This window comes from Streptomyces arenae (assembly GCF_022343545.1).
Taxonomy (GTDB): Bacteria; Actinomycetota; Actinomycetes; order Streptomycetales; family Streptomycetaceae; genus Streptomyces; species Streptomyces humi.
The window spans coordinates 1-18,079 of the sequence record NZ_JAKQYH010000072.1 but is presented as its reverse complement, the minus strand read 5'-3'; the positions used below and the strand labels follow the sequence as shown (position 1 = coordinate 18,079).

Annotated in this window: 15 protein-coding genes and 1 pseudogene; 5 read left to right on the top strand and 11 right to left on the bottom strand. The window is 73.3% G+C overall.

Annotated elements, in window-relative coordinates:
* Positions 1-90: 90 nt before the first annotated feature.
* Genes egtD through egtA form a run of 4 tightly spaced genes read right to left on the bottom strand, consistent with a single transcriptional unit; the run spans position 91 to position 4,500 of the window.
* Positions 91-1,053 (bottom strand): L-histidine N(alpha)-methyltransferase, encoded by a 963-nt coding sequence (egtD, locus tag MB828_RS34300; protein WP_301651582.1) that lies wholly within the window; start codon positions 1,051-1,053, stop codon positions 91-93.
* Positions 1,050-1,844 carry an ergothioneine biosynthesis protein EgtC gene (egtC, locus tag MB828_RS34295; protein ID WP_301651581.1) on the bottom strand — a complete coding sequence of 265 codons (795 nt, stop codon included), beginning with the start codon at positions 1,842-1,844 and terminating at the stop codon, positions 1,050-1,052. Before egtC ends, egtD begins: the two co-directional genes overlap by 4 nt.
* On the bottom strand, positions 1,844-3,175 hold the full coding sequence (gene egtB / locus MB828_RS34290) for an ergothioneine biosynthesis protein EgtB (protein ID WP_301651580.1): 1,332 nt from the start codon (positions 3,173-3,175) through the stop codon (positions 1,844-1,846). Before egtB ends, egtC begins: the two co-directional genes overlap by 1 nt.
* On the bottom strand, positions 3,172-4,500 hold the full coding sequence (egtA, locus tag MB828_RS34285; protein WP_133022615.1) for an ergothioneine biosynthesis glutamate--cysteine ligase EgtA: 1,329 nt from the start codon (positions 4,498-4,500) through the stop codon (positions 3,172-3,174). The genes egtB and egtA overlap by 4 nt, the downstream gene beginning before the upstream one ends.
* A gap of 287 nt (positions 4,501-4,787) precedes the next feature.
* Between egtA and MB828_RS34280 the strand changes: the two genes are divergently transcribed.
* Positions 4,788-5,609, top strand: a complete 822-nt coding sequence (locus MB828_RS34280) for a TIGR02452 family protein (protein WP_301651579.1) — start codon at positions 4,788-4,790, stop codon at positions 5,607-5,609.
* Positions 5,610-5,713: 104 nt separating this feature from the next.
* On the opposite strand, the gene MB828_RS34275 is transcribed toward MB828_RS34280, so the two are convergent.
* Positions 5,714-6,163, bottom strand: coding sequence for a type II toxin-antitoxin system PemK/MazF family toxin (locus MB828_RS34275; protein WP_301651578.1), 450 nt, complete (start codon positions 6,161-6,163; stop codon positions 5,714-5,716).
* A gap of 19 nt (positions 6,164-6,182) precedes the next feature.
* A complete protein-coding gene (locus tag MB828_RS34270; RefSeq protein WP_301651577.1) occupies positions 6,183-6,983 on the bottom strand; it encodes an alpha/beta fold hydrolase in 801 nt (266 codons plus the stop codon).
* A gap of 61 nt (positions 6,984-7,044) precedes the next feature.
* Here MB828_RS34270 and MB828_RS34265 point away from each other — a divergent pair, with 61 nt between their 5' ends.
* Positions 7,045-7,458: a MarR family winged helix-turn-helix transcriptional regulator gene (locus MB828_RS34265; protein WP_133022619.1), complete on the top strand. Its 414-nt coding sequence runs from the start codon at positions 7,045-7,047 to the stop codon at positions 7,456-7,458.
* Positions 7,459-7,772: 314 nt separating this feature from the next.
* Here the strand turns inward: MB828_RS34265 and MB828_RS34260 are convergent, their stop codons facing one another.
* From MB828_RS34260 to MB828_RS34250, 3 genes are all read right to left on the bottom strand, one after another.
* Positions 7,773-9,266, bottom strand: a complete 1,494-nt coding sequence (locus MB828_RS34260; protein WP_301651576.1) for a flotillin family protein — start codon at positions 9,264-9,266, stop codon at positions 7,773-7,775.
* A 133-nt stretch (positions 9,267-9,399) separates the two neighbouring features.
* Positions 9,400-9,618, bottom strand: coding sequence for a hypothetical protein (locus tag MB828_RS34255; protein ID WP_206306337.1), 219 nt, complete (start codon positions 9,616-9,618; stop codon positions 9,400-9,402).
* A gap of 46 nt (positions 9,619-9,664) precedes the next feature.
* On the bottom strand, positions 9,665-11,089 hold the full coding sequence (locus tag MB828_RS34250; protein WP_301651575.1) for an amidase: 1,425 nt from the start codon (positions 11,087-11,089) through the stop codon (positions 9,665-9,667).
* Positions 11,090-11,318: 229 nt separating this feature from the next.
* On the opposite strand from MB828_RS34250, the gene MB828_RS34245 reads away from it, so the two are divergent.
* Complete coding sequence (locus MB828_RS34245; protein WP_301651574.1) at positions 11,319-12,698, top strand: glycoside hydrolase family 43 protein; 1,380 nt, start codon at positions 11,319-11,321, stop codon at positions 12,696-12,698.
* A gap of 25 nt (positions 12,699-12,723) precedes the next feature.
* Here MB828_RS34245 and MB828_RS34240 read toward each other — a convergent pair whose 3' ends face one another.
* Both MB828_RS34240 and MB828_RS34235 read right to left on the bottom strand, forming a co-directional pair.
* Positions 12,724-14,082 carry a phosphatase PAP2 family protein gene (locus MB828_RS34240; protein WP_301651573.1) on the bottom strand — a complete coding sequence of 453 codons (1,359 nt, stop codon included), beginning with the start codon at positions 14,080-14,082 and terminating at the stop codon, positions 12,724-12,726.
* 249 nt (positions 14,083-14,331) lie between these two features.
* Positions 14,332-15,477 carry a PP2C family protein-serine/threonine phosphatase gene (locus MB828_RS34235; protein WP_301651572.1) on the bottom strand — a complete coding sequence of 382 codons (1,146 nt, stop codon included), beginning with the start codon at positions 15,475-15,477 and terminating at the stop codon, positions 14,332-14,334.
* A 333-nt stretch (positions 15,478-15,810) separates the two neighbouring features.
* Between MB828_RS34235 and MB828_RS34230 the strand changes: the two genes are divergently transcribed.
* Both MB828_RS34230 and MB828_RS34225 read left to right on the top strand, forming a co-directional pair.
* A complete protein-coding gene (locus MB828_RS34230) occupies positions 15,811-16,743 on the top strand; it encodes a cyclase family protein (RefSeq protein ID WP_301651571.1) in 933 nt (310 codons plus the stop codon).
* 186 nt (positions 16,744-16,929) lie between these two features.
* Positions 16,930-18,079 (top strand): annotated as a pseudogene (locus MB828_RS34225) (SpoIIE family protein phosphatase); the annotation flags it as partial.

Here is an 18,079-nt window from a genome sequence, read left to right as displayed (position 1 = left end):
GGGAGGAACTGCGCGACGAGCCACCAAGGCGCCGCGGACGGCCGACGACGTGGTGCGGCACTCACAGCGGAGCCAGGGCGGACAGCCGACTCAGCGGGCGACGCTCAGCGACAGCGCGAAGCGCCCCTCCGAGTCGGTCCACCAGTGCGTCAGCTCCAGCTCGGCCGCCGCCAGTTCCGCGGTCACCCCGTCCCGCCGGAACTTCGCCGACACCTCAGTGCGCAACTCCTCGCCCGCCGCGAAGTCCACGGCGAGATCGAGCGCCGGCACCTTCACGGTCTGCGCGACCCGCGAGCGCAGCCGCATCTCGATCCACTCCTGCTCCGCGTCCCACAGGGCGACGTGGTCGAAGGCGTCCGGGTCGAAGTCGGCGTCCAGCTCCCGGTCCACGACGGCCAGCACGTTCTTGTTGAACGCGGCCGTCACGCCCGCCGCGTCGTCGTACGCCCGGACCAGCACGTCCTCGTCCTTGACCAGGTCGGTGCCGAGCAGCAGCGCGTCGCCCGGCGCGAGCAGCCGGCGGATGCGGGCCAGGAACACGGCCCGCTCGGCGGGCAGCAGATTGCCGATCGTGCCACCGAGGAAGGCCAGCAGCCGGGGCCCGGGAGTCTCCGGCAGCGCCAGCTGCCCGGTGAAGTCGGCGATCAGGGCGTGCACGGTCAGCCCCGGCCGCTCCGCGACGAGCGCCTGCCCGGCCTGTGTCAGCGCGCTCTCGCTGACGTCGACCGGGACGTACACCTCCAGGGCGGTGAGCGCGTCGATGAGCAGCCGCGTCTTCTCGGAGGAACCCGAGCCCAGCTCCACCAGCGTGCGGGCACCGCTCGCGGCGGCGATCTCACCGGACCGGTCGGTCAGGATCTCCCGCTCGGCCCGGGTCGGGTAGTACTCCGGCAACTCGGTGATCTCTTCGAACAGTTCGCTGCCCCGGGCGTCGTAGAACCACTTGGGCGGCAGCGTCTTGGGGGTGGCGGTGAGGCCGTTCAGGACGTCGGCGCGCAGCGCGGCGTCCGTCGCGTCCTCGGGAAGGGTGCGGGTGACACGGAGGGGACTCACGTACAGGGCTCCTTAGGGGATACGGAGGCCGGGTCCTCGGCCCGGGCGTGCTCGACCGGAGCGAGCTCGACGCCCGCGCGGCTCGCGAGGAGCAGCGTGCGGTCGGGGACCTCCCGCCAGAGCGGGTCGTCGTCGTACGGCTCGGAGGCGACGACGGTGCGGTGGCCGGGTTCCGAGAGGTAGAAGAGGCTGTCGCCCCAGGCGGTGGCGGCGATCGTCGAGCCGTCGGTGAGCAGCAGGTTGAGCCGGGCGGCGGGGGCGGCCTCGGCCACCTGGAGAACCGTTTCGGCAAGGGCGGGGCCCGGCGCCGTGCCGGACCGCAGCCGGTGCAGGACCAGCGCCCAGACGAACGCCGAGTCGGTGCGGGCCTCCATCGCCAGCAGGTCGGCCGGGGGCAGCAGGGGCGCCAGGGGCGCCACGGACCGCGGCCAGTCGGGGACCGCCCCGTTGTGGCTGAAGAGCCAGCGGCCGGCGGCGAACGGCGCCGCCGCGGCCTCCGCGTCCGCGCCGGCCAGCGTCGCGTCCCGGACGGCGGCCAGCAGCGCGCCGGCGCGCACCACCCGCGCCAGGTCGGCGAAGGACTGGTCGGCCCAGATCGGCCCGGCCCGCCGGTAGCGGGCCGGCTGCGGATCCTCCGGGGCGTACCAGCCCACCCCGAAACCGTCGGCGTTGACCGTCCCGTACCGCTGCCGCCGCGGGGCCCACGACTGCCGGTACAGGGAGTGCGCGGGATCCACGAGGAGCCGGCCGAGCGGCTCCTCGGGTCCCAGACAGGCCAGGTGGCGGCACATCAGTCGGTCTCCGCGGTCCGGGCGGTGCGGAAGCCGGAGAAGATCTGCCGCCGGATCGGGTAGTCCCAGTTGCGGAAGGTGCCCCGGCAGGCCACCGGGTCCACGGCGAACGAACCTCCGCGCAGCACCTTGTACTCGGGCCCGAAGAACACCTCCGAGTACTCCTTGTACGGGAAGGCGCTGAAACCGGGGTAGGGGAGCAGGTCGCTCGACGTCCACTCCCACACGTCGCCGATCAACTGCCGTACGCCCAGCGCCGACTCGCCCTCGGGGTAGCTGCCCGCCGGAGCCGGCCGCAGATGGCGCTGGCCCAGGTTGGCGTGGGCCGGGCCCGGGTCGGCGTCGCCCCACGGGTAGCGGCGTGAGCGGTTCTCCACCGGGTCGTGCCGGGCGGCCTTCTCCCACTCGGCCTCGGTGGGCAGCCGGCGCCCGGCCCAGCGGGCGTAGGCGTCCGCCTCGTACCAGGACACGTGCAGCACCGGCTCCTCGGGCGGTACGACCTCCGTCACGCCGAACCGGCGCCGTAGCCACTGGCCATTGTCGCGTTGCCAGAACAGCGGGGCGTGGATGGCGTGTTCGCGGATGTGCGCCCAGCCGGCGGGCGTCCACCAGCGCTCCTGCTCGTAGCCGCCGTCCTCGATGAACGCCAGGTACCGGGCGTTGGTGACCGGGGTCGTGTCGATCCAGAAGGACGCCACCTCCCGCCGGTGCGCGGGGCGTTCGTTGTCGAGCGCCCAGGGCTCGGTGGAGGTGCCCATGGTGAACGGCCCGCCGGGGACCAGGACTTCGGCCGGACCGGTGAACGGCGGGACCGGGTCCGGGTCGGGGGCGGTGAGGGCCTGGGGGCCCTTGCGGAGCTGATGGGTGATCAGCATCGTCTCGTCGTGCTGCTGTTCGTGTTGCGCGATCATCCCGAACGCGAAGCCCGCCTCGGTGAGCCGGCTGCCGGTGAACGCGGTGCCCTCCAGCAGGTCGAGCGCCCGGCCGCGCACCTCCGCCGCGTACTGCCGGGCCTCGTCGGGCGCCAGCAGCGGCAGCGAGGGCCGCTCGGACCGCGGGTGCTCGAAGGCGTCGTAGAGGCTGTCGATCTCGGGGCGCATCGGCTCCCGGCCGCCCACGTTGCGCAGCAGCCAGAGCTCCTCCTGGTTGCCGATGTGCGCGAGGTCCCAGACCAGCGGGGACATCAGCGGGGAGTGCTGCGCGGTGAGGTCGGGCCCCTCGACGCAGTCGGTGAGGAGCGCGGTGCGGGCGCGGGCGGTGGTCAGGGACCTAAGCGCCCGGTCCCGCAGGGTCTCGATATCGATGTCGGTCTCGGTCTCGGTCTCGGTCATGCGCTGAGTTCCCTCTCCTGGGCGCGGCCCGCCGTGCCGCGCACTCGGTCCAGCAGGTCGTCGGCCGGGCTGCGGCCGCGCAGGACGTACCGCTCCAGGTACCCGTGTACGGCGTCCACGACCTCGGGGGTCGCGCCGAGCCGCGGGAGGGCCTGCGACGCCGCCGTGAAACAGGTGACGGCCGCCTCCCGGAGCTCCGGGTCGCCGAGCCCGGTACGGGCCGCGTCGAGCCACAGCGGGTTGTGCGGGGCGGGCCGCGACTCCGCCCGTTCGGCCAGCGGTTTCACCGCCCGGTACGCGGTCTCGGCGGCCTGCGGGTCGTCGAACAGCGCCGCCGTCACCGCCAGCGGCACGATCCACCCGTCGTCGCCGGGCTGCGCGTCGATCATCCGCAGCTCCAGGTGCCCGCGCGGTCTGACCGGCGGGAACAGCGTGGTCAGGTGGTACGCGAGATCCTCCGTGGTGGGCGAACCGGAACGGGTCCACTCCCGGAAGGTGAGTCCGTCGGGCACCTCCCACGGGCCGCGGTCCCGTCGTACGCACATCACCGGTGCGTCGAGCACGTGCCGGGCCCAGGCCGCCCGGGGATCGCCGTCCAGCGGGGGCGCGCCGGCGCGGCCCGCGTCGATCTCCATCCACAGCAGCTGCCGGGTGGAGACCCAGCCGGTGGGCCGCCGCTCGACCAGCGGGCTGTTGGCGAACGCGGCCACCAGCACCGGGCCCAGCTGGTGGGCCAGCCACCAGCGGCGCGTGTGCCCGAGCGGGCCGGGCTCCTCGTGGCCGGCGTCCAGGCAGACCTGTACGGAGGCCGAGGCGCACATCATGTGGCGGCCCGCGGTGCCGGTGCGGTCCAGGCAGGCCTCCATGGCGTCGTAGCGCGGTTCGCGCAGGAAGCGACGGGGCGTGTGCCAGGGGTCGTGACCGGCGCCCACGAGGCCGAGGCCCCGCTGGGCCAGGACCCCACGGACGGCGTCCAGGTCGGCGGAGACGGTGCCTATGCACTCCATCAGGGAGGCGGCGGGCGGCGAGCTGAGCTCCAGCTGGCCGCCGGGTTCGACGGTGAGCGCCGACCCCAGGGGCACCGTGCGCAGTGCGGCGTAGGCCGCTTCGAGTCGTTCGGGTGTCACCGGGAGCTGCGGTCGCCGCAGCTCGTGGACCAGCCATTCCACTTCGACACCGAGGGTGCGGGGCGGACCGGTCTTGAAGCAGATGCCCTTGACCAGGGCCTCCACCTCGGCCTCGGTGACGGCGGTGCGGTCGTCCGAGAAGTCGGTTCTCACCGACCCGTCGGTACAGTCGCCGTCGGCGGATATTGAGTCGGACATGTCGGGATCCTCCTGAGATTCCACCATGCCACCGTCCCGGCCGCGGGTGGCTCGGGACGGCATCGTCCATCCCACCCAAGACCCCTACGCGGATTCGCACAAGGGTGCCAAACGGCACGTCCGTGATCGGTAATCTCCGTTTCCTCCAGTGTTTCCGGCCGTTACCGGCGGTTTCGGGCCTGGGAAACCCCGTTGCACGGCATCACCAGCATCACCCAGGATGCTGATATGAGCACGACGGGGGAGGCCGCGCGAGCCGCGGTCATGGCGTCCACGGGGGTGGCGCCATGAGCGCGCGCCTGCGCGGCATCGCGCAGGGGACCGAGCAGATCGTGGCGGCGGGGGCGTACCGGGCGCCGGACGGCCGGGAGGTCCTGCTCGCGGCCGACATCGCGGCCGCACAGGCCGGGACGCGGCTGTACGGCCCGGAACCGGTGCCGGCCGTCGCCGGCGGCGACACGGACACCGTCTTCGAGGTCACCGGCGAGAGCAGCCTGGAGGCCGCCCGCCGGCTGGCCGACGCCCCGGTGGCGGTCCTGAACTTCGCCTCGGCCCGCAATCCGGGCGGCGGCTACCTGAACGGCGCGCAGGCGCAGGAGGAGGCCCTGTGCCGTGCCTCCGCGCTCTACGCCTGCCAGTTGCACGCCCGCGCCTTCTACGACCACCACCGCGCCCACCGGGACCCGTTCTACTCGGACCGGGTGATCCACTCCCCGGCCGTCCCGGTCTTCCGCGACGACCGTGGCGCGCTGCTCACCGAGCCCTACCGGGCGGGCTTCCTCACGGCCGCCGCGCCCAACGCGGGTGTCATCCGCCGGACGGCCCCGGAACGCGCCGGCGAGGTGCCCGGCGCCCTCGCCGTCCGGGCCGAGCGGGTTCTGGAGGTGGCCGCCGCGCACGAGTACCGGCGACTGGTCCTCGGCGCGTGGGGCTGCGGGGTCTTCCAGAACGACCCGGTGCAGGTCGCGGCGGCCTTCCGAGGGCTGCTCGGCCCCGGCGGACGGTTCGCCGGAACCTTCGCGCACGTGGTATTCGGCATCCTCGACCGCACGCCGAAGTCCCCGGCCCGGGTCGCCTTCGCCCAGGCGTTCGGAACCACCGAGCGCTGAGCGGACCCGGCGCGGCCGGCTGCGGGCCGGCGCCCCGCGAGGGGCGCGGGAACCGCGAGACCGGCCCGCAGGGAGGGAAGCGCGTGCCCGGCGGGGTGTCCGGCTCAGTTCCAGCCGTAGCGTTCGTGCAGCCGGTTGCGTACGAGGTTGAAGCGGCCCCGGTCCAGGGCGCAGGCCTCCCGGCGCATCCCCTCCTCGTGCAGCCGCAGCACGCGGTCCACGTCCACCCAGGAGTCGCGTCCGGAGCGGTCCCAGGGGCCGCTGCCGATCGCCACCCACTCACGGTCGTCGTCGTGCCGCTTGCTGGACAGCTGCACGGCGAGCACGGTGCCGGCCGCCTCACGGGCGACGACCAGCACCGGCCGGTCCTTGCCCCGCCCGTCGTTCTCCTCGAAGGGCACCCAGGTCCACACGATCTCGCCCGGGTCGGGGTCGCCGTCGTGGACGGGGGAGTACTCGGTGCGCACCCTGCCGACCTCGCGCGGATCGGCCTCGGTGGTCGCGGTGCGGCCGTAACGGCCGGGGATGTTCTCGTCGTCGATGTACGCAGTCACGAGGGCACCCTAAGGTGCCTCAGCCTGCGAGAACAGGCGGGGTCCCGGTACGGCGCAGCTCGCCTTCGATCAACTCGGCGGTGACGTCGGGCCGTTCCAGGTGCGGAAGGTGCCCGGCCGCCGGGACGGGCTCGAACCGGCCCTGCGGGAAGGCCTTCGCGTAGGCGGCTCCGTACGCGGGTGTGACGATGCGGTCGCTCTCGCCCCAGATCACCAGCGCGGGCTGCCGCACCCGTCCCAGCCGGGGCAGCAGCTTCGGGTCGGTCATCCGGCCGCCGTCCGTGAGCAGCCGCATGGTGGCCATGTTGGCCTGGCGGCGGGCGAGTTCGGCGGCGGGGAGGGTGGCCGGGTCGACGTAGAAGCGGTCCGGGTCGTGCCAGGAGTGCTCTGCCTGGGCGCGCGGGTCCAGTGCGAAGAAGTCGGTGACCTCTTCGCCGTCGATGTCCGCGCCGACCGCGTTGACGAGGACCAGACCGGTGATCAGCCCGGCCGTGTCGAGTATCGCCATCTCGGCGGCGAGCCGGCCGCCCAGGGAGGAGCCGATGACCATGACGTCGCTCAACTCGCTGTCCTGGAGCAGGTGGAGGTAGGCGACGGCGAGGTCGTCGACGCCGGTCAGCCAGTCGGGGCGGGGGGTGCCGTCCCAGCCGGGGTGGACCGGGGCGATGGTGTGGGCCGACCCGGCGAGGCGGGCGGCGAGGCCGGCGACCGTGGCGGGGCCGCCGCCTCCGTGCAGTACGAGCACCGGGCGGCCGGACCCGGCCTCGGTGAGGGAGACGGGGAGATCGGGGTACACCTGGGCGATGCGGTTCGTCGTCATGCCGTCAATCTAACTAAGGATGTTTATATAAACAAGCTTAGTCGTCGGGTAAAGTGAAGTCATGCAAGACGACCTGCAAGTTCTCGGACGAGCGGTGAAACAGGCCCAGTACCGGCAGCACCGGGCGATGGACAGCGCGCTGTCGGCCGTCGGCACCACCCTCGCGCAGTGGGACGCGCTGCGCGCCATCGACCGGTCACCGGGCGCCTCGGCGCGCGAGCTGGCCGCGGCCACCTTCCAGAGCGAGCAGGCCTTCGGCACGCTGGTGGGCCGGCTGGCCGCGCAGGGGCTGGTGGAACGGCGGCCGGGCCACGGGCGGCGGATCCAGCACCGCCTCACTCCCGACGGGGAGCGGATGCTGGCGGCCGGGCACGGGGTGGCCGGCGAGGTGCTCGCCGACTGCTTCGCCGGGCTGTCGGCGGCGGACCGGGCGACGCTGCTCGGCCTGCTGGAGCGCCTCAACGCGCGGGAGTGAGCGGGCCGGTGGCGCGAGGCCGTGGCGCGAGGTCGTGCCGCGGTGTCGTGCCGTGCCGTGCCGTGCCGTGCCGCGGTGCGCGGCCGGGGCGGAGCCGACACGACGGTGCGCCCCCCGAACCGCTCGGAGGGCGCACCGTCACGCCGCCGCCACGGCCGACCCGTCAGTCGACCCCTTTGCTGTCGGCCGACCCGTCAGTCGACCCCTTTGCTGTCGGCCGATCCGTCAGCCGACCCCTTAGCAGTCGGCCGATCCGTCAGTAGTCCGGCCGGCCCCTCAGCAGTCGGTTGACCCCTTTGCCGGCGGTCGACCCGTCAGCCGGCGTCCGGCTCCAGCGGTACCTTCTGGGTCTTCGGGGCCGCCGGTACTCCGTTGAGCACGGGTGAGGTCCCGTTCGCCGGCTGCCCGTTCGGGTTCATCGAGGCGAGCAGCTGGCGGGCGAGACCGAGTCCGGTGCCGCCCATGGTGAGGGCCTTGGCGAACAACTCGGCCATGCCGTCGGCGCCGTTGAGGAGCACCATGTTGTCCACGTTGCCGAAGGCGGACGCCCCGGCCTTGACGATCTCCGGCCAGTTCTCGGCGAGTTGCTGGGCGACCACCGCCTCCTGGTTCTCGGCGAGGGCGGCGGCACGGGCCTTGATGGCCTCCGCCTCGGCGAGCCCCTTGGCCTTGGTCGCCTCGGCGTCCGCGAGACCCCTGGCCTGCGCGGCCGCCGCCTCGGCCTCACCGGTGGCCCGGGTCGCCGCAGCGGTGGCCGTACCCCGGGACCTGGTCGCCTCGGCCTCGGCGCCCGCGGCCGCCTTGACCCGGGTGGCCTCGGCCGCCGCCGCCAGTTCCGTCTCCTTCGCCTTGGCCTGGGCTGCCGAGATACGCGCGTCACGCTCGGCCTCGGCCAGTGTCCGCTTCTCGTAGGCCTTGGCGTCGGCCGGCTTGCGGACGTCCGCCTGGAGCTGCTGCTCCCGCCGGTGCGCCTCGAGTTCGGCCACCCGGGTCTCCTGGACCACGACCTCCTGCCGGGCGGCCGCGTCGGCGAGCGGACCGGCCTGGCGCGCCTGGGCCGCCGCCTTGTCCCGCTCGGCCTGGTAGCCGGCCTGGAGGATCTCGCTGTCCCGGGTGGCCTCCGCCATCCGGGCGAACGACTGCTGCTCGGCCTCGGTGGCGAGACGGTTCGCCTCCGCCTGCGCGATCCGCGCGTCCCGCTGCACGGCCGCAGCGTGCGGCATCGCCAGGTTCCGGATGTAGCCGGTCGGGTCCTCGATCTCGTGGATCTGCAGGGAGTCCACGATGAGCCCCAGCTTCTCCATCTCCGTGCCGCAGGCGGCCCGGGTCTGCCCGGTGAGCTTGTCCCGGTCGCGGATCATGTCCTCGACCGTCAACCCGCCCACGATGGACCGCAGATGACCGGCGAACACGTTGTGCACCCGCTCGGACATCATCTTCTGCTGGTCCAGGAAACGGCGGCCCGCGTTGGCGATCGACACGAAGTCGTCGCCCACCTTGAAGATGACCACACCGCGCACCTTCAGCGGAATGCCCTGCTGGGTCACGCAGTCCACCGACAACTCGGTCTCGTTCAGGTCCAGCGAGAGCTTGCGCACCGCCTGCACGCCCGGCAGCACCAGCGTGCCGCGCCCCGTGACGATCCGGAACCCCATGCCCTCTTCGAGACCCTCGGTCCGGTGCTTCGAACCGGAGATGATGAGCGCCTCGTTCGGCTCGGCCACCCGCCACATCATCTTGAACAGACCGATCAGCACGAGCACGGCGAGAACCGCCGCCCCCGCAACGACGCCGACAACCATCGGCATACGCCCCCTTTGGATGGTGCCCTTTCGGCACCGAACGAAGGGAGTGTGCGCCTGCCGGAGCGCGGGGTGAAGACACCGGCGAATCCTTGTTGCAATCTTGACGCATACGCCCCTCACCTGGGGCTACACCCGCTCAACTGTCGTATGCGGGCGTGACGTAGACCGTCCTCGGCGGCAGGTACTCGACCACCATCACCACGGTGCCCCGCTCGAACCGGCCGGTGCCGTCGGCGGCGTACGCGAGGAAGTGCTCGGCACCCCCGCGGACCCGCACGATCACCTCGCCCACGAGTCCGGGCCCGACCGTGCCGGTGACCCGCCCCATCAGCCCCACCATCGACGCATCGTCCATGGTCAGAGGGTACGGGCAGGTCAGGCGACGGGAAAGCGGCGGGCCGTCACGGCGCGGGGGAGTCCGTGACCAGGGCCCGCGGCGGCCACCGCTCGTGCCAGCGCGACTCGGACTCCAGTTGGGCCGCGACCGAGACGAGCAGCGGCTCGCTGTTCGCCGGACCCAGCAACTGCGCGCCCACCGGCAGCCCGTCACCGACGAACCCGGCCGGCACGTTCACGCCCGGCCAGCCCAGCACGTTCCACGGCCAGGCGTAGGGGCAGGCGGCGATCATCGCCCGGTCGGTGGCGAACTGCCCCAGGCCCAGCATCGCGCCCACCCGGGGCGGGGGAGCGGCGGTGGTCGGCGCGAGGATCACGTCGTACGACGTGAAGAAGCCGCCGATGCGCCCTCGCAGGCCCGCCTCCGCACGCCGGGCGGCCCGCAGCGGGGCCCCGCCGAGCAGCCGGCCCAGGCGGGCGGCCTCCAGCGTGCGCCTGTCGAGCAGGGCGGGATGCGGTGCCTCGCGGACGCGTTCGGCTATCCCCGCCGTGGCGCGCGGCACGAAGGTGAGCCCGATCCGGCCGTAGGGCGGGTCGGCCTCCTCCACGGTGTGGCCCAACGCCTCCAGCCGCTCGGCGAGTTCGACGACACGGGCGCGGACGTCCGGGTGCAGGCGGGCGGGCAGCGCGGTGAACGGCGGCTTCAGGGAGAGCGCGATGCGCAGCCGCCCGGGATCGCGGCCGACCGCGTCCGAGACGGCCGACTCCGGTGGCCGATGCGGGTCCCGAGGGTGGTTTCCGCTCGCCGCGTCCAGCAGCAGGGCGGCGTCGGCGACCGTACGGGCCAGGGTGCCGTTGACCGTGATGCCCTGGAAGGACTCGCCGCGCGGCCAGGTGGAGATACGGCCGCGCTGCGGTTTGATGCCGACGAGGTGGGTCCAGGCGGCCGGGATGCGCACCGAGCCGGCCCCGTCCGAGCCGAGCGCGGCCGGCACCAGTCCGGCCGCGACGGCCGCCGCCGATCCGCCGGAGGAACCGCCCGGGGTGTGCTCCGGGTGCCACGGGTTGCGGGTGACGCCGAAGGCCGGACCCTCGGTGAACGGCCACTGTCCCAGCTCGCAGGCGTTGGTCTTGCCGATGATCACGGCACCGGCCGCGCGCAGCCGGCGTACTGCCTCGGCGTCCCGCGGCGCGGGCGGGAAGTCGCCGCGGCAGCCGAAGGCGGTCGGCTCGCCGGCCACCTCCATGTCGTCCTTGACCGCGACCGGCACCCCGAGCAGGGGGCGCCGTACGCCCGCCGCCAACTCCCGGTCGGCGGCTTCGGCTTCGGCGAGCGCTGCCGAACCCCGCACGATCCGGAAGGCGTTGAGGGAGCCCTGGGTGGCCTCGATCCGCGCCAGACACTCCTCGACCAGCCGCCGGGAGGACAACTCGCCTGCGGCCAGGGCGCGTACGGACTCGGCGAGCCCGGCGGAGCGGTCGTACGGCATGGCTTGCCCACCTCCGGCGGCACGATGTCTACCGGAGAGTAACCCCGATCCGCGGCATGGGGGACAGGTTTCGCACAGCCGGCGTCCAGCCGTGCCCCAGTCCCGCCCAAAGCATTGACGTGAACCTGTCGCCACTCTTACTTTCTGCGCGACTTGTCGAACTCAGTTCGAAATACCGGACGCAGTCTGTCCGCGATCCGGATCTGCACGAGCCCCCGGGAGAGCCGCCGTGACCGTACGTCCCCCCGCCCCGTCCCGTCGCACCCTGCTCCGCGCGCTGGCCGCGCTGCCGGTGTCGGCCCTGGTCCTGCCCGAACTGGCCGGCACGGCCGAGGCCGCCGCCCCCGCGAGCGGATACGCCACCCGCTACACCATCGTCCCGTTCCTGGACAGCGACGACGGCACGGTGAACGTCTACCAGTCCGACGACGCCAGGGACTTCCGCCTCCTCCAGGCCTCCGCCTACACCCCGCCGAGCAACCGCATCCGCGACGCCAGTGTCCTCAAGCACACGGACGGCTACTACTACCTCACCTACACCACGCACACCTGGCAGGACGAGAGCACCACCATCGGCTTCGCCCGCAGCTCCGACCGGGTCAACTGGACGTTCCTGTACGACTACACGGTCCCGATCACCGATCTCTCCCGGGCCTGGGCGCCCGAGTGGTTCGTCGACAGCGACGCCAGTGTCAACGTGATCGTGTCCTGCTCGACCACCGACGACGAGTGGATCTTCACCCCGTACGTCCTCACGGCGACCGACTCCGCGCTCACGGCCTGGACCTCACCGGTCGCCCTGTCCGGCATCGGCGCGAACCACATCGACACGTACATCGTGAAGGTGGGCTCGACCTACCACGCGTTCACGAAGAACGAGACCGCGAAGTACATCGAGTACGGCACGGCGTCGGCCCTCAAGGGCCCCTACACCCTGTCCAGGACCGGCGACTGGGCGGGCTGGGGCAGCTACCGCGAGGGCCCGTCGGTGATCCAGCTCGACAACGGCGGCTGGCGGATCTTCTTCGACGGCTACGGCGACGGCACCTACTACTACAGCGACAGCTACGACACCTTCGCCACCTGGAGCACGCCCACCGCCCTGCCCACCCTCTCGGGCACGGCCCGCCACTTCACGGTGATCAAGGAGACGGTGTCGGGTGGCGCCTCGGTGACGAAGAACGCGACCCGCTCCTTCCGGTCGGCCAACTACACCACCCGCTACTGGGAGGAGCAGTCCTCCCTCCTCAACCTGCCGGTGGTGACCGGCTCCAGCGCCACCGCGGACAAGCAGGCCGCCACCTTCACCGTCGTCGCGGGCCTCGCCGACGGCAACGGCTACTCCTTCCGCGACGCGTCCGGCAACTACCTGCGCCACTACGACTTCCGTGCCCGCTTCGACGCGAACGACGGCACGACGACCTTCGCGAAGGACGCCACGTTCATCGCCCGCACCGGCACGACGAGCGGCTCGGTCCGCTTCGAGTCGTACAACTACCCCGGCTACTACCTGCGCCACTACGACTACCAGCTCCGCGTGGACCTCTCGCCCGGCACGGACCTGTTCCGCCTGGACAGCTCCTTCGCGGCGGTGACGGCCTGGGCCTGACCGGCGGCATCGCCGCCGCCGGGGCTCAGATCAGTTCGGGCTGCGGTTCCGCGCGGGGGCGCGGGACCGGGGCGGGCGCCGGTTCCCAGCGGCCGGTGGTCCGTACGTAGCCGTAGATCACCGAGAGCATCGCCAGCACCAGGAGCGGTCCGGACAGCCACCGGTGCTCCGCCATCGGCAGCGGCAGGAAGCGGTAGGACACCAGGAGGGCGACGAAGACCGCCGTGCCGTAGCCGGTCAGGCGGAGCCCCGCCGGGTCCCAGCCACGGTCGTAGGTGCGCAGGGCCGCCTCGATGGTGAGGGTGAACACCACTCCGGCGAGGAGGTCCGCACCGTAGTGGTAGCCGAAGCCCAGGGTGGCGGTGAGCGTCGCGGCCAGCCAGAACGCGCCGGCGAACCGCAGGAACCGGGGGCCGCGGCGGGAGTGGATGAAGATCGCCGTGGCCCAGGCCGTGTGCAGGCTGGGCATGCAGTTGCGGGGGGTGATCGCGTCGTAGGCGATGCGGTGCGGCGGGCTGATCGCGGGTGTCGTCCCCGGCCACAGGTCGGGCACCGGCCAGTGCCCGTCGCCCGGCGAGTGGTCCGGCCAGAGACCGACCGTCGCCCAGTGGTCGGTTCCGGTGCCGTAGGCGAAGACCGGGCCGACCACCGGGAAGAGCATGTAGATGCCGGGTCCGAGCAGACCTATGAGCAGGAAGGTGCGCACCAGGTGGTGGCGCGGGAAGCGGCGCTCGGCGGCGACGTTGCGCAGCTGGTACAGCGCGACGAGGACCGCGGCCACGGCGAGCTGGCTGTAGACGACGTCGAGGAGGGTGAAGCCGGCCGGGCCGCTGGCCGTCACCAGCCGGCCCATCAGCCAGGACGGGTTCCCCAGCGCGTGGTCGGCGGTCGCCACGTACTGGTCGAGCACCGTCGGGCGGCTCTTCGAGGTGATGAGCAGCCAGGTGTCGCCCGTCTTGCGGCCGGCCACCAGCAGCAGGCCCAGTCCGGTGCCCTTCAGGAGCAGGGTGCGCTCGGGGCCGGTGCGGCGGGTCACGGCGACGACCGTGCAGCCGAGGATCACCCACAGCGCGCCGTTGCCGAAGGGGTGGCCCTCGCCCGTCCCGACGCCGAAGGCCCACCGGACGGTCAGGAGGACGGCGTCGATGCCGACCGCGACGCCGGCCGCGACGAGCCGCTGGCGCGGGGTGAGCACCACCATCGTCAGGGCGAGACCGGCGTACAGCAGGAAGCCGGACTTGGGCGGGAACACCAGCTCCCGTGCCTGGACGGTGAGCGGGCCGGGCACGCCGTAGTGGCGTGCCGTGCACTCCAGCGCGACGAGGAACACGAGGGCCGTGACACCTGCCGCGGCCCAGAGTCCCGCACGGGGCCGGCGCCACACGGAGAGCACGGTGCTTCGGTTGTCCTCGGCAGTGGCCCGCGGAACTGACTGCGAAGTTGAAGGTCTCAATTTCGGCCGATGTGTAGGTTTTTGGGTGATGTCGGTTGTGGGTCGGACTGGGTTCGCCTGCTCGTCATCTTCTGGTCAGGTTCACTTTCTCCCTCACTGTGAGCTTCCTGTCGAGTACCTGGCCGAAGGAAGACGCAAAGATCACAGTTCGGGTTGCGAAGACCGACGGCCGCTCGCCGTTCAGTCCCGCTGGACGACGACCATGGCCATGTCGTCGTCCAGCCGGCCGCCGGCGTACGCCCGGACGTCCGCGGCGAGCCGGTCGACGAGCGCGGCGGGCGTCCGGTCCGCCCGTGCCGTGGCGCGCTCGGCCAGCGGATAGAACTCACCGGCCGCGTTCCGGGCCTCGCTGACGCCGTCCGTGTACAGCACCAGCCGGTCGCCGTGGCCGAAGGGGAAGGCCGTCGCCACGTAGCAGCCGTCCGTGCCGTGCGCGCCGACGGGCCCGCCGCCCAGGCCGAACGGGGGCGACGGTTCGGAGACCGTCAGGGCCGACGCCGACCCGGTGCGGCCGTCCAGCAGGAGGGGCGGCGGGTGGCCGCAGCTGATCAGACGCACCACCGGCTCGTCGTCCGGGATGTCCAGGACGACGGCGGTCACGAAGCGCTCGGCGGCGTCCTCCGCCGCCTCGGAGAACTCCGCGAGACCCCACCGGACGGCGTCCTCGATGTAGGCGACCAGCTCCGGCAGCGGGATCGGGCGGTGCGCGGCGGCCCGGAAGGCGCCCAGCACGATCGCGGTGTCGCTGATGGAGGGGAGCCCCTTGCCCCGCACGTCCCCGATGAGCAGCCGCGTGGAGCCGGGGATCCGGGCGGCGGCGAACAGGTCCCCGCCGATCGTCGGATCCGCCTCGGCACTGCGGTAGTGCGAGGCGAGGGTGACGGGTCCGGCCCGCCGCGGCAGCGGCCGCAGCACGACGCGCTGCGCCGCGTCGGACACCGAGCGCGCCCGCACCAGCTCACGCTCCCGCCGGTCCCGCAGGCGGGTGAAGAGGACGAGGAAGACGCAGACGGCCAGCAGGGCGGCGAGCTCGACGAGGACGCTCTCGGTGGTCAGGGTCCCCCGTTCGACGCCCGCGAGGACCAGGGAGAGGACCGCCGCAGCCCCGGTCAGCGCGGTGGCACGCGGTCCGGAACCGACCGCGGCGACCGCCACCGCGACGACGAGGAGGTGGGCGAGGTGGATGTCCGGCGGCAGGAACGCGTCCGCCACCGGGATCGCGATGATCAGCAGGAGGGGTCCGGCCGGCCACAGCGGCCCCGGCACCGAACGCCGCCAGGTCCGCAGGGTCTCGACCACGGAAGCCGTGATCGGCGCATCGCTCATGTAGTGCTCCGGTCCTCTACCCCCTGCCGCGCCAACACACGGCGGGGTGCCTCCCATTCCCGGACGCGGAAGGCGGCGGTACGACGGAGCTGACGACGGCGTCGCGGGCGGGGATCCGGAGGGGCGTCGCGGCGGTACGACGGGGCTGACGACGGCGTCGTGGGCGGGATCCGGAGGGGAGTCGGGCAGGGGGCAGGGAACGTTCGACGGGGTCGTGGACGGGCTGGGCGGCGGTGCCGCACAGGGTGGGCAGGGTGGCGGCGGTCGTCGGAGTGGCTGGGGTGAGGGGTCGGTGTCACGCTGGGGGTTCGGGCGTGGGAGGGACACCAGCGGATGGTCTCTGACATCGCCGGTCCGGCCGTCTCCCGGGCGGAGTTCGACCGGCTGTTCGCCTCGCTCCGTACCTGGGGGCGCTGGCAGCGGGCCGACCGCGGCGCCTTCAACCGGGTCACCGCCGAACACGCCCGCCGGGCCGCCGCCCTGGTGCGGTCCGGGACGGTCGTGCCGACGGCGCTGCCCTGGAACACCCGCTCCGGCCCGGACAACCCCAAGCCCGCCCTGCACCACATGACCGACCTCGGTGACGTGGAGGGCCCGGAGCCGGCCACCCACAAGGACTTCGTCGCGGCCGACTACCACGGCAAGGGCATCTCCCACCTCGACGCCCTCAGCCACGTCGCCTACCGCGGGGAGCTGTACGACGGCCGCCCCGCCCGCGACCACGTCGACGCCGGCGGCGCCCGCTTCGGCGCGGTGTCGGCGCTCGGGCCGCTCGTCACCACGGGCGTGCTGCTCGACGTGCCCGCCGTCCTCGGCGTCGACTGGCTGGAGCCGGGACGGGCGGTACGCGCGGCGGACGTCCTCGCGGTGGAGCGGGCGCTGGGCGTCACGATCGGCGACGGCGACGCCGTACTGCTGCGCTCCGGCCACGCCCGGCGCCGCCGGGAACTCGGCGCCTGGGACTCTGCGGCGTCGAGCGCGGGCCTGCATGTGGACGCCGTACCGCTGCTGGCCGAGCGGGGCATCGCGCTGCTCGGCGGCGACGGCGACAGCGACGTACGGCCCTCACCGGTGCCCGGCGTGCACTCGCCGGTGCACGCCCTGGCCGTGGCCGGGCTGGGGGTGCCACTGCTCGACAACCTCGATCTGGAGGCGCTGTCCGGCGCGGCCGCCGAGGCGGGCAGGTACACGTTCATGCTGGTCGTGGCGCCGCTGAACATCCCGGGCGGGACCGGGTCGCCGGTCAATCCGGTGGCGGTGCTCTGACGGGCGGCCCCGGCCCGGTCGCCGGAGGAGAAGAGGCCGGCAGCCGATGACTCTCGCCGCGGATGTCCGTATTCTCGGTTATGTCGATTTCGTTACGAAAAGATGAATCTAGCGATGGTGAGCGAGGCGCGGCGTGATGGGGTGCGGTGAGCGAGGCGCGGCGTGATGGGGTCCGGCGGGCGGCCAGTGGTTGCGGGTAAGCCGGCGGGCGACTCGGGGCCCGTCCGTTTCCGCGAGCGGTTCCTCCAGGGCGAGCCGGTCGACAGCGGAGTACGGGCGCCGATCCTGGACTCCTGGCTGCGCTGCCGGTCCCTTGGTCTGTCGCCCGACCGGGCCGACCTGCCCTTCCACGCCGACTTCGACCCCGCCGGGCGGATCGCGCGGGCCGCGGTCCCGGTGCTGGACCGGCTCCAGGCCCGGTTCTCGGGCAGCCCGATCAACATCTCCCTCGCCGATGCGAACGGCATCGTGCTGCTGCGCCGCTTCGGTGACCCGGCGATGCCCCGCGCCCTGCCCGCGATCCAGGTGGAGCCGGGCTTCGTGTTCGCCGAACGGTTCGCCGGCACCAACGGCATCGGACTCGCCCTCGCCGAACGGGCCCCCGTCCGGGTCTTCGGCGCCGAGCACTTCGCGGAACGCGCCCAGGGCAACGCCTGCATCGCCTCGCCGGTCCGGGACCCGCTCAGCGGGCGCATGGAGGGCGTGCTCTGCTTCGGTTACCACCGCAGCGTCGAGGACCCGGCCCTGGCCGACATCATCCGCCGGGCCGTCCGGGCCGTGGAAGGCCGGCTGCTGCGGCAGAGCTCCGCCCGCGAACGCGTCCTGTTCAGGGCGTACGAGTCCGCCGTCGGCCTCGGCCGCGGGCTCGCCGTGGACGAACCGGCCCTGGGCCTGCGCCCCGGCGACCGGGTCATCCTCATCGAGAAGGCCGCCGAACTCATCTCCCGGGGCCGGCACGCCGCCACGGGCGTCTCCCTGTCCGACGGGCGCCGGGTCACGCTCGTCAGCCGCCTGGTGACCAGCGCGTCGGGCGTCCAGGGCCTCGCCGTCGAGATGCTGCTGCCCGGCCTGGCGGCGGGCGCGTCCCTGGACGTCTCGCGCCACCGGGTGCGGCTGGACAGGCGGGACGCGCTCCTCGGCCCGGCGGCGCGGGAGGGCGGCCCAGGGACGCCGGGACACCCGGCGGCGGCGGGCCTGCCGCACGCCGTCACCGGCCGTACGGTGGCCGCGGCAGCACCACCCGGCTCCGGCGGCGCCGACCGGCCCCCCGGCGGACGGACCCGCACTCTTGTCGTCGGCCGTAGCCCGGCTCAGCCGGGCACCCCCGCCGAACGAA

Excerpts from the sequence above, each read along its gene's own strand:
- egtC (WP_301651581.1), bottom strand. The coding sequence starts at position 1,844 with ATGTGCCGCCACCTGGCCTGTCTGGGACCCGAGGAGCCGCTCGGCCGG.
- egtB (WP_301651580.1), bottom strand. The coding sequence starts at position 3,175 with ATGACCGAGACCGAGACCGAGACCGACATCGATATCGAGACCCTGCGG.
- egtA (WP_133022615.1), bottom strand. The coding sequence starts at position 4,500 with ATGTCCGACTCAATATCCGCCGACGGCGACTGTACCGACGGGTCGGTG.
- MB828_RS34280 (WP_301651579.1), top strand. The coding sequence starts at position 4,788 with ATGAGCGCGCGCCTGCGCGGCATCGCGCAGGGGACCGAGCAGATCGTG.
- MB828_RS34270 (WP_301651577.1), bottom strand. The coding sequence starts at position 6,983 with ATGACGACGAACCGCATCGCCCAGGTGTACCCCGATCTCCCCGTCTCC.
- MB828_RS34265 (WP_133022619.1), top strand. The coding sequence starts at position 7,045 with ATGCAAGACGACCTGCAAGTTCTCGGACGAGCGGTGAAACAGGCCCAG.
- MB828_RS34260 (WP_301651576.1), bottom strand. The coding sequence starts at position 9,266 with ATGCCGATGGTTGTCGGCGTCGTTGCGGGGGCGGCGGTTCTCGCCGTG.
- MB828_RS34255 (WP_206306337.1), bottom strand. The coding sequence starts at position 9,618 with ATGGACGATGCGTCGATGGTGGGGCTGATGGGGCGGGTCACCGGCACG.
- MB828_RS34250 (WP_301651575.1), bottom strand. The coding sequence starts at position 11,089 with ATGCCGTACGACCGCTCCGCCGGGCTCGCCGAGTCCGTACGCGCCCTG.
- MB828_RS34235 (WP_301651572.1), bottom strand. The coding sequence starts at position 15,477 with ATGAGCGATGCGCCGATCACGGCTTCCGTGGTCGAGACCCTGCGGACC.
- MB828_RS34230 (WP_301651571.1), top strand. The coding sequence starts at position 15,811 with ATGGTCTCTGACATCGCCGGTCCGGCCGTCTCCCGGGCGGAGTTCGAC.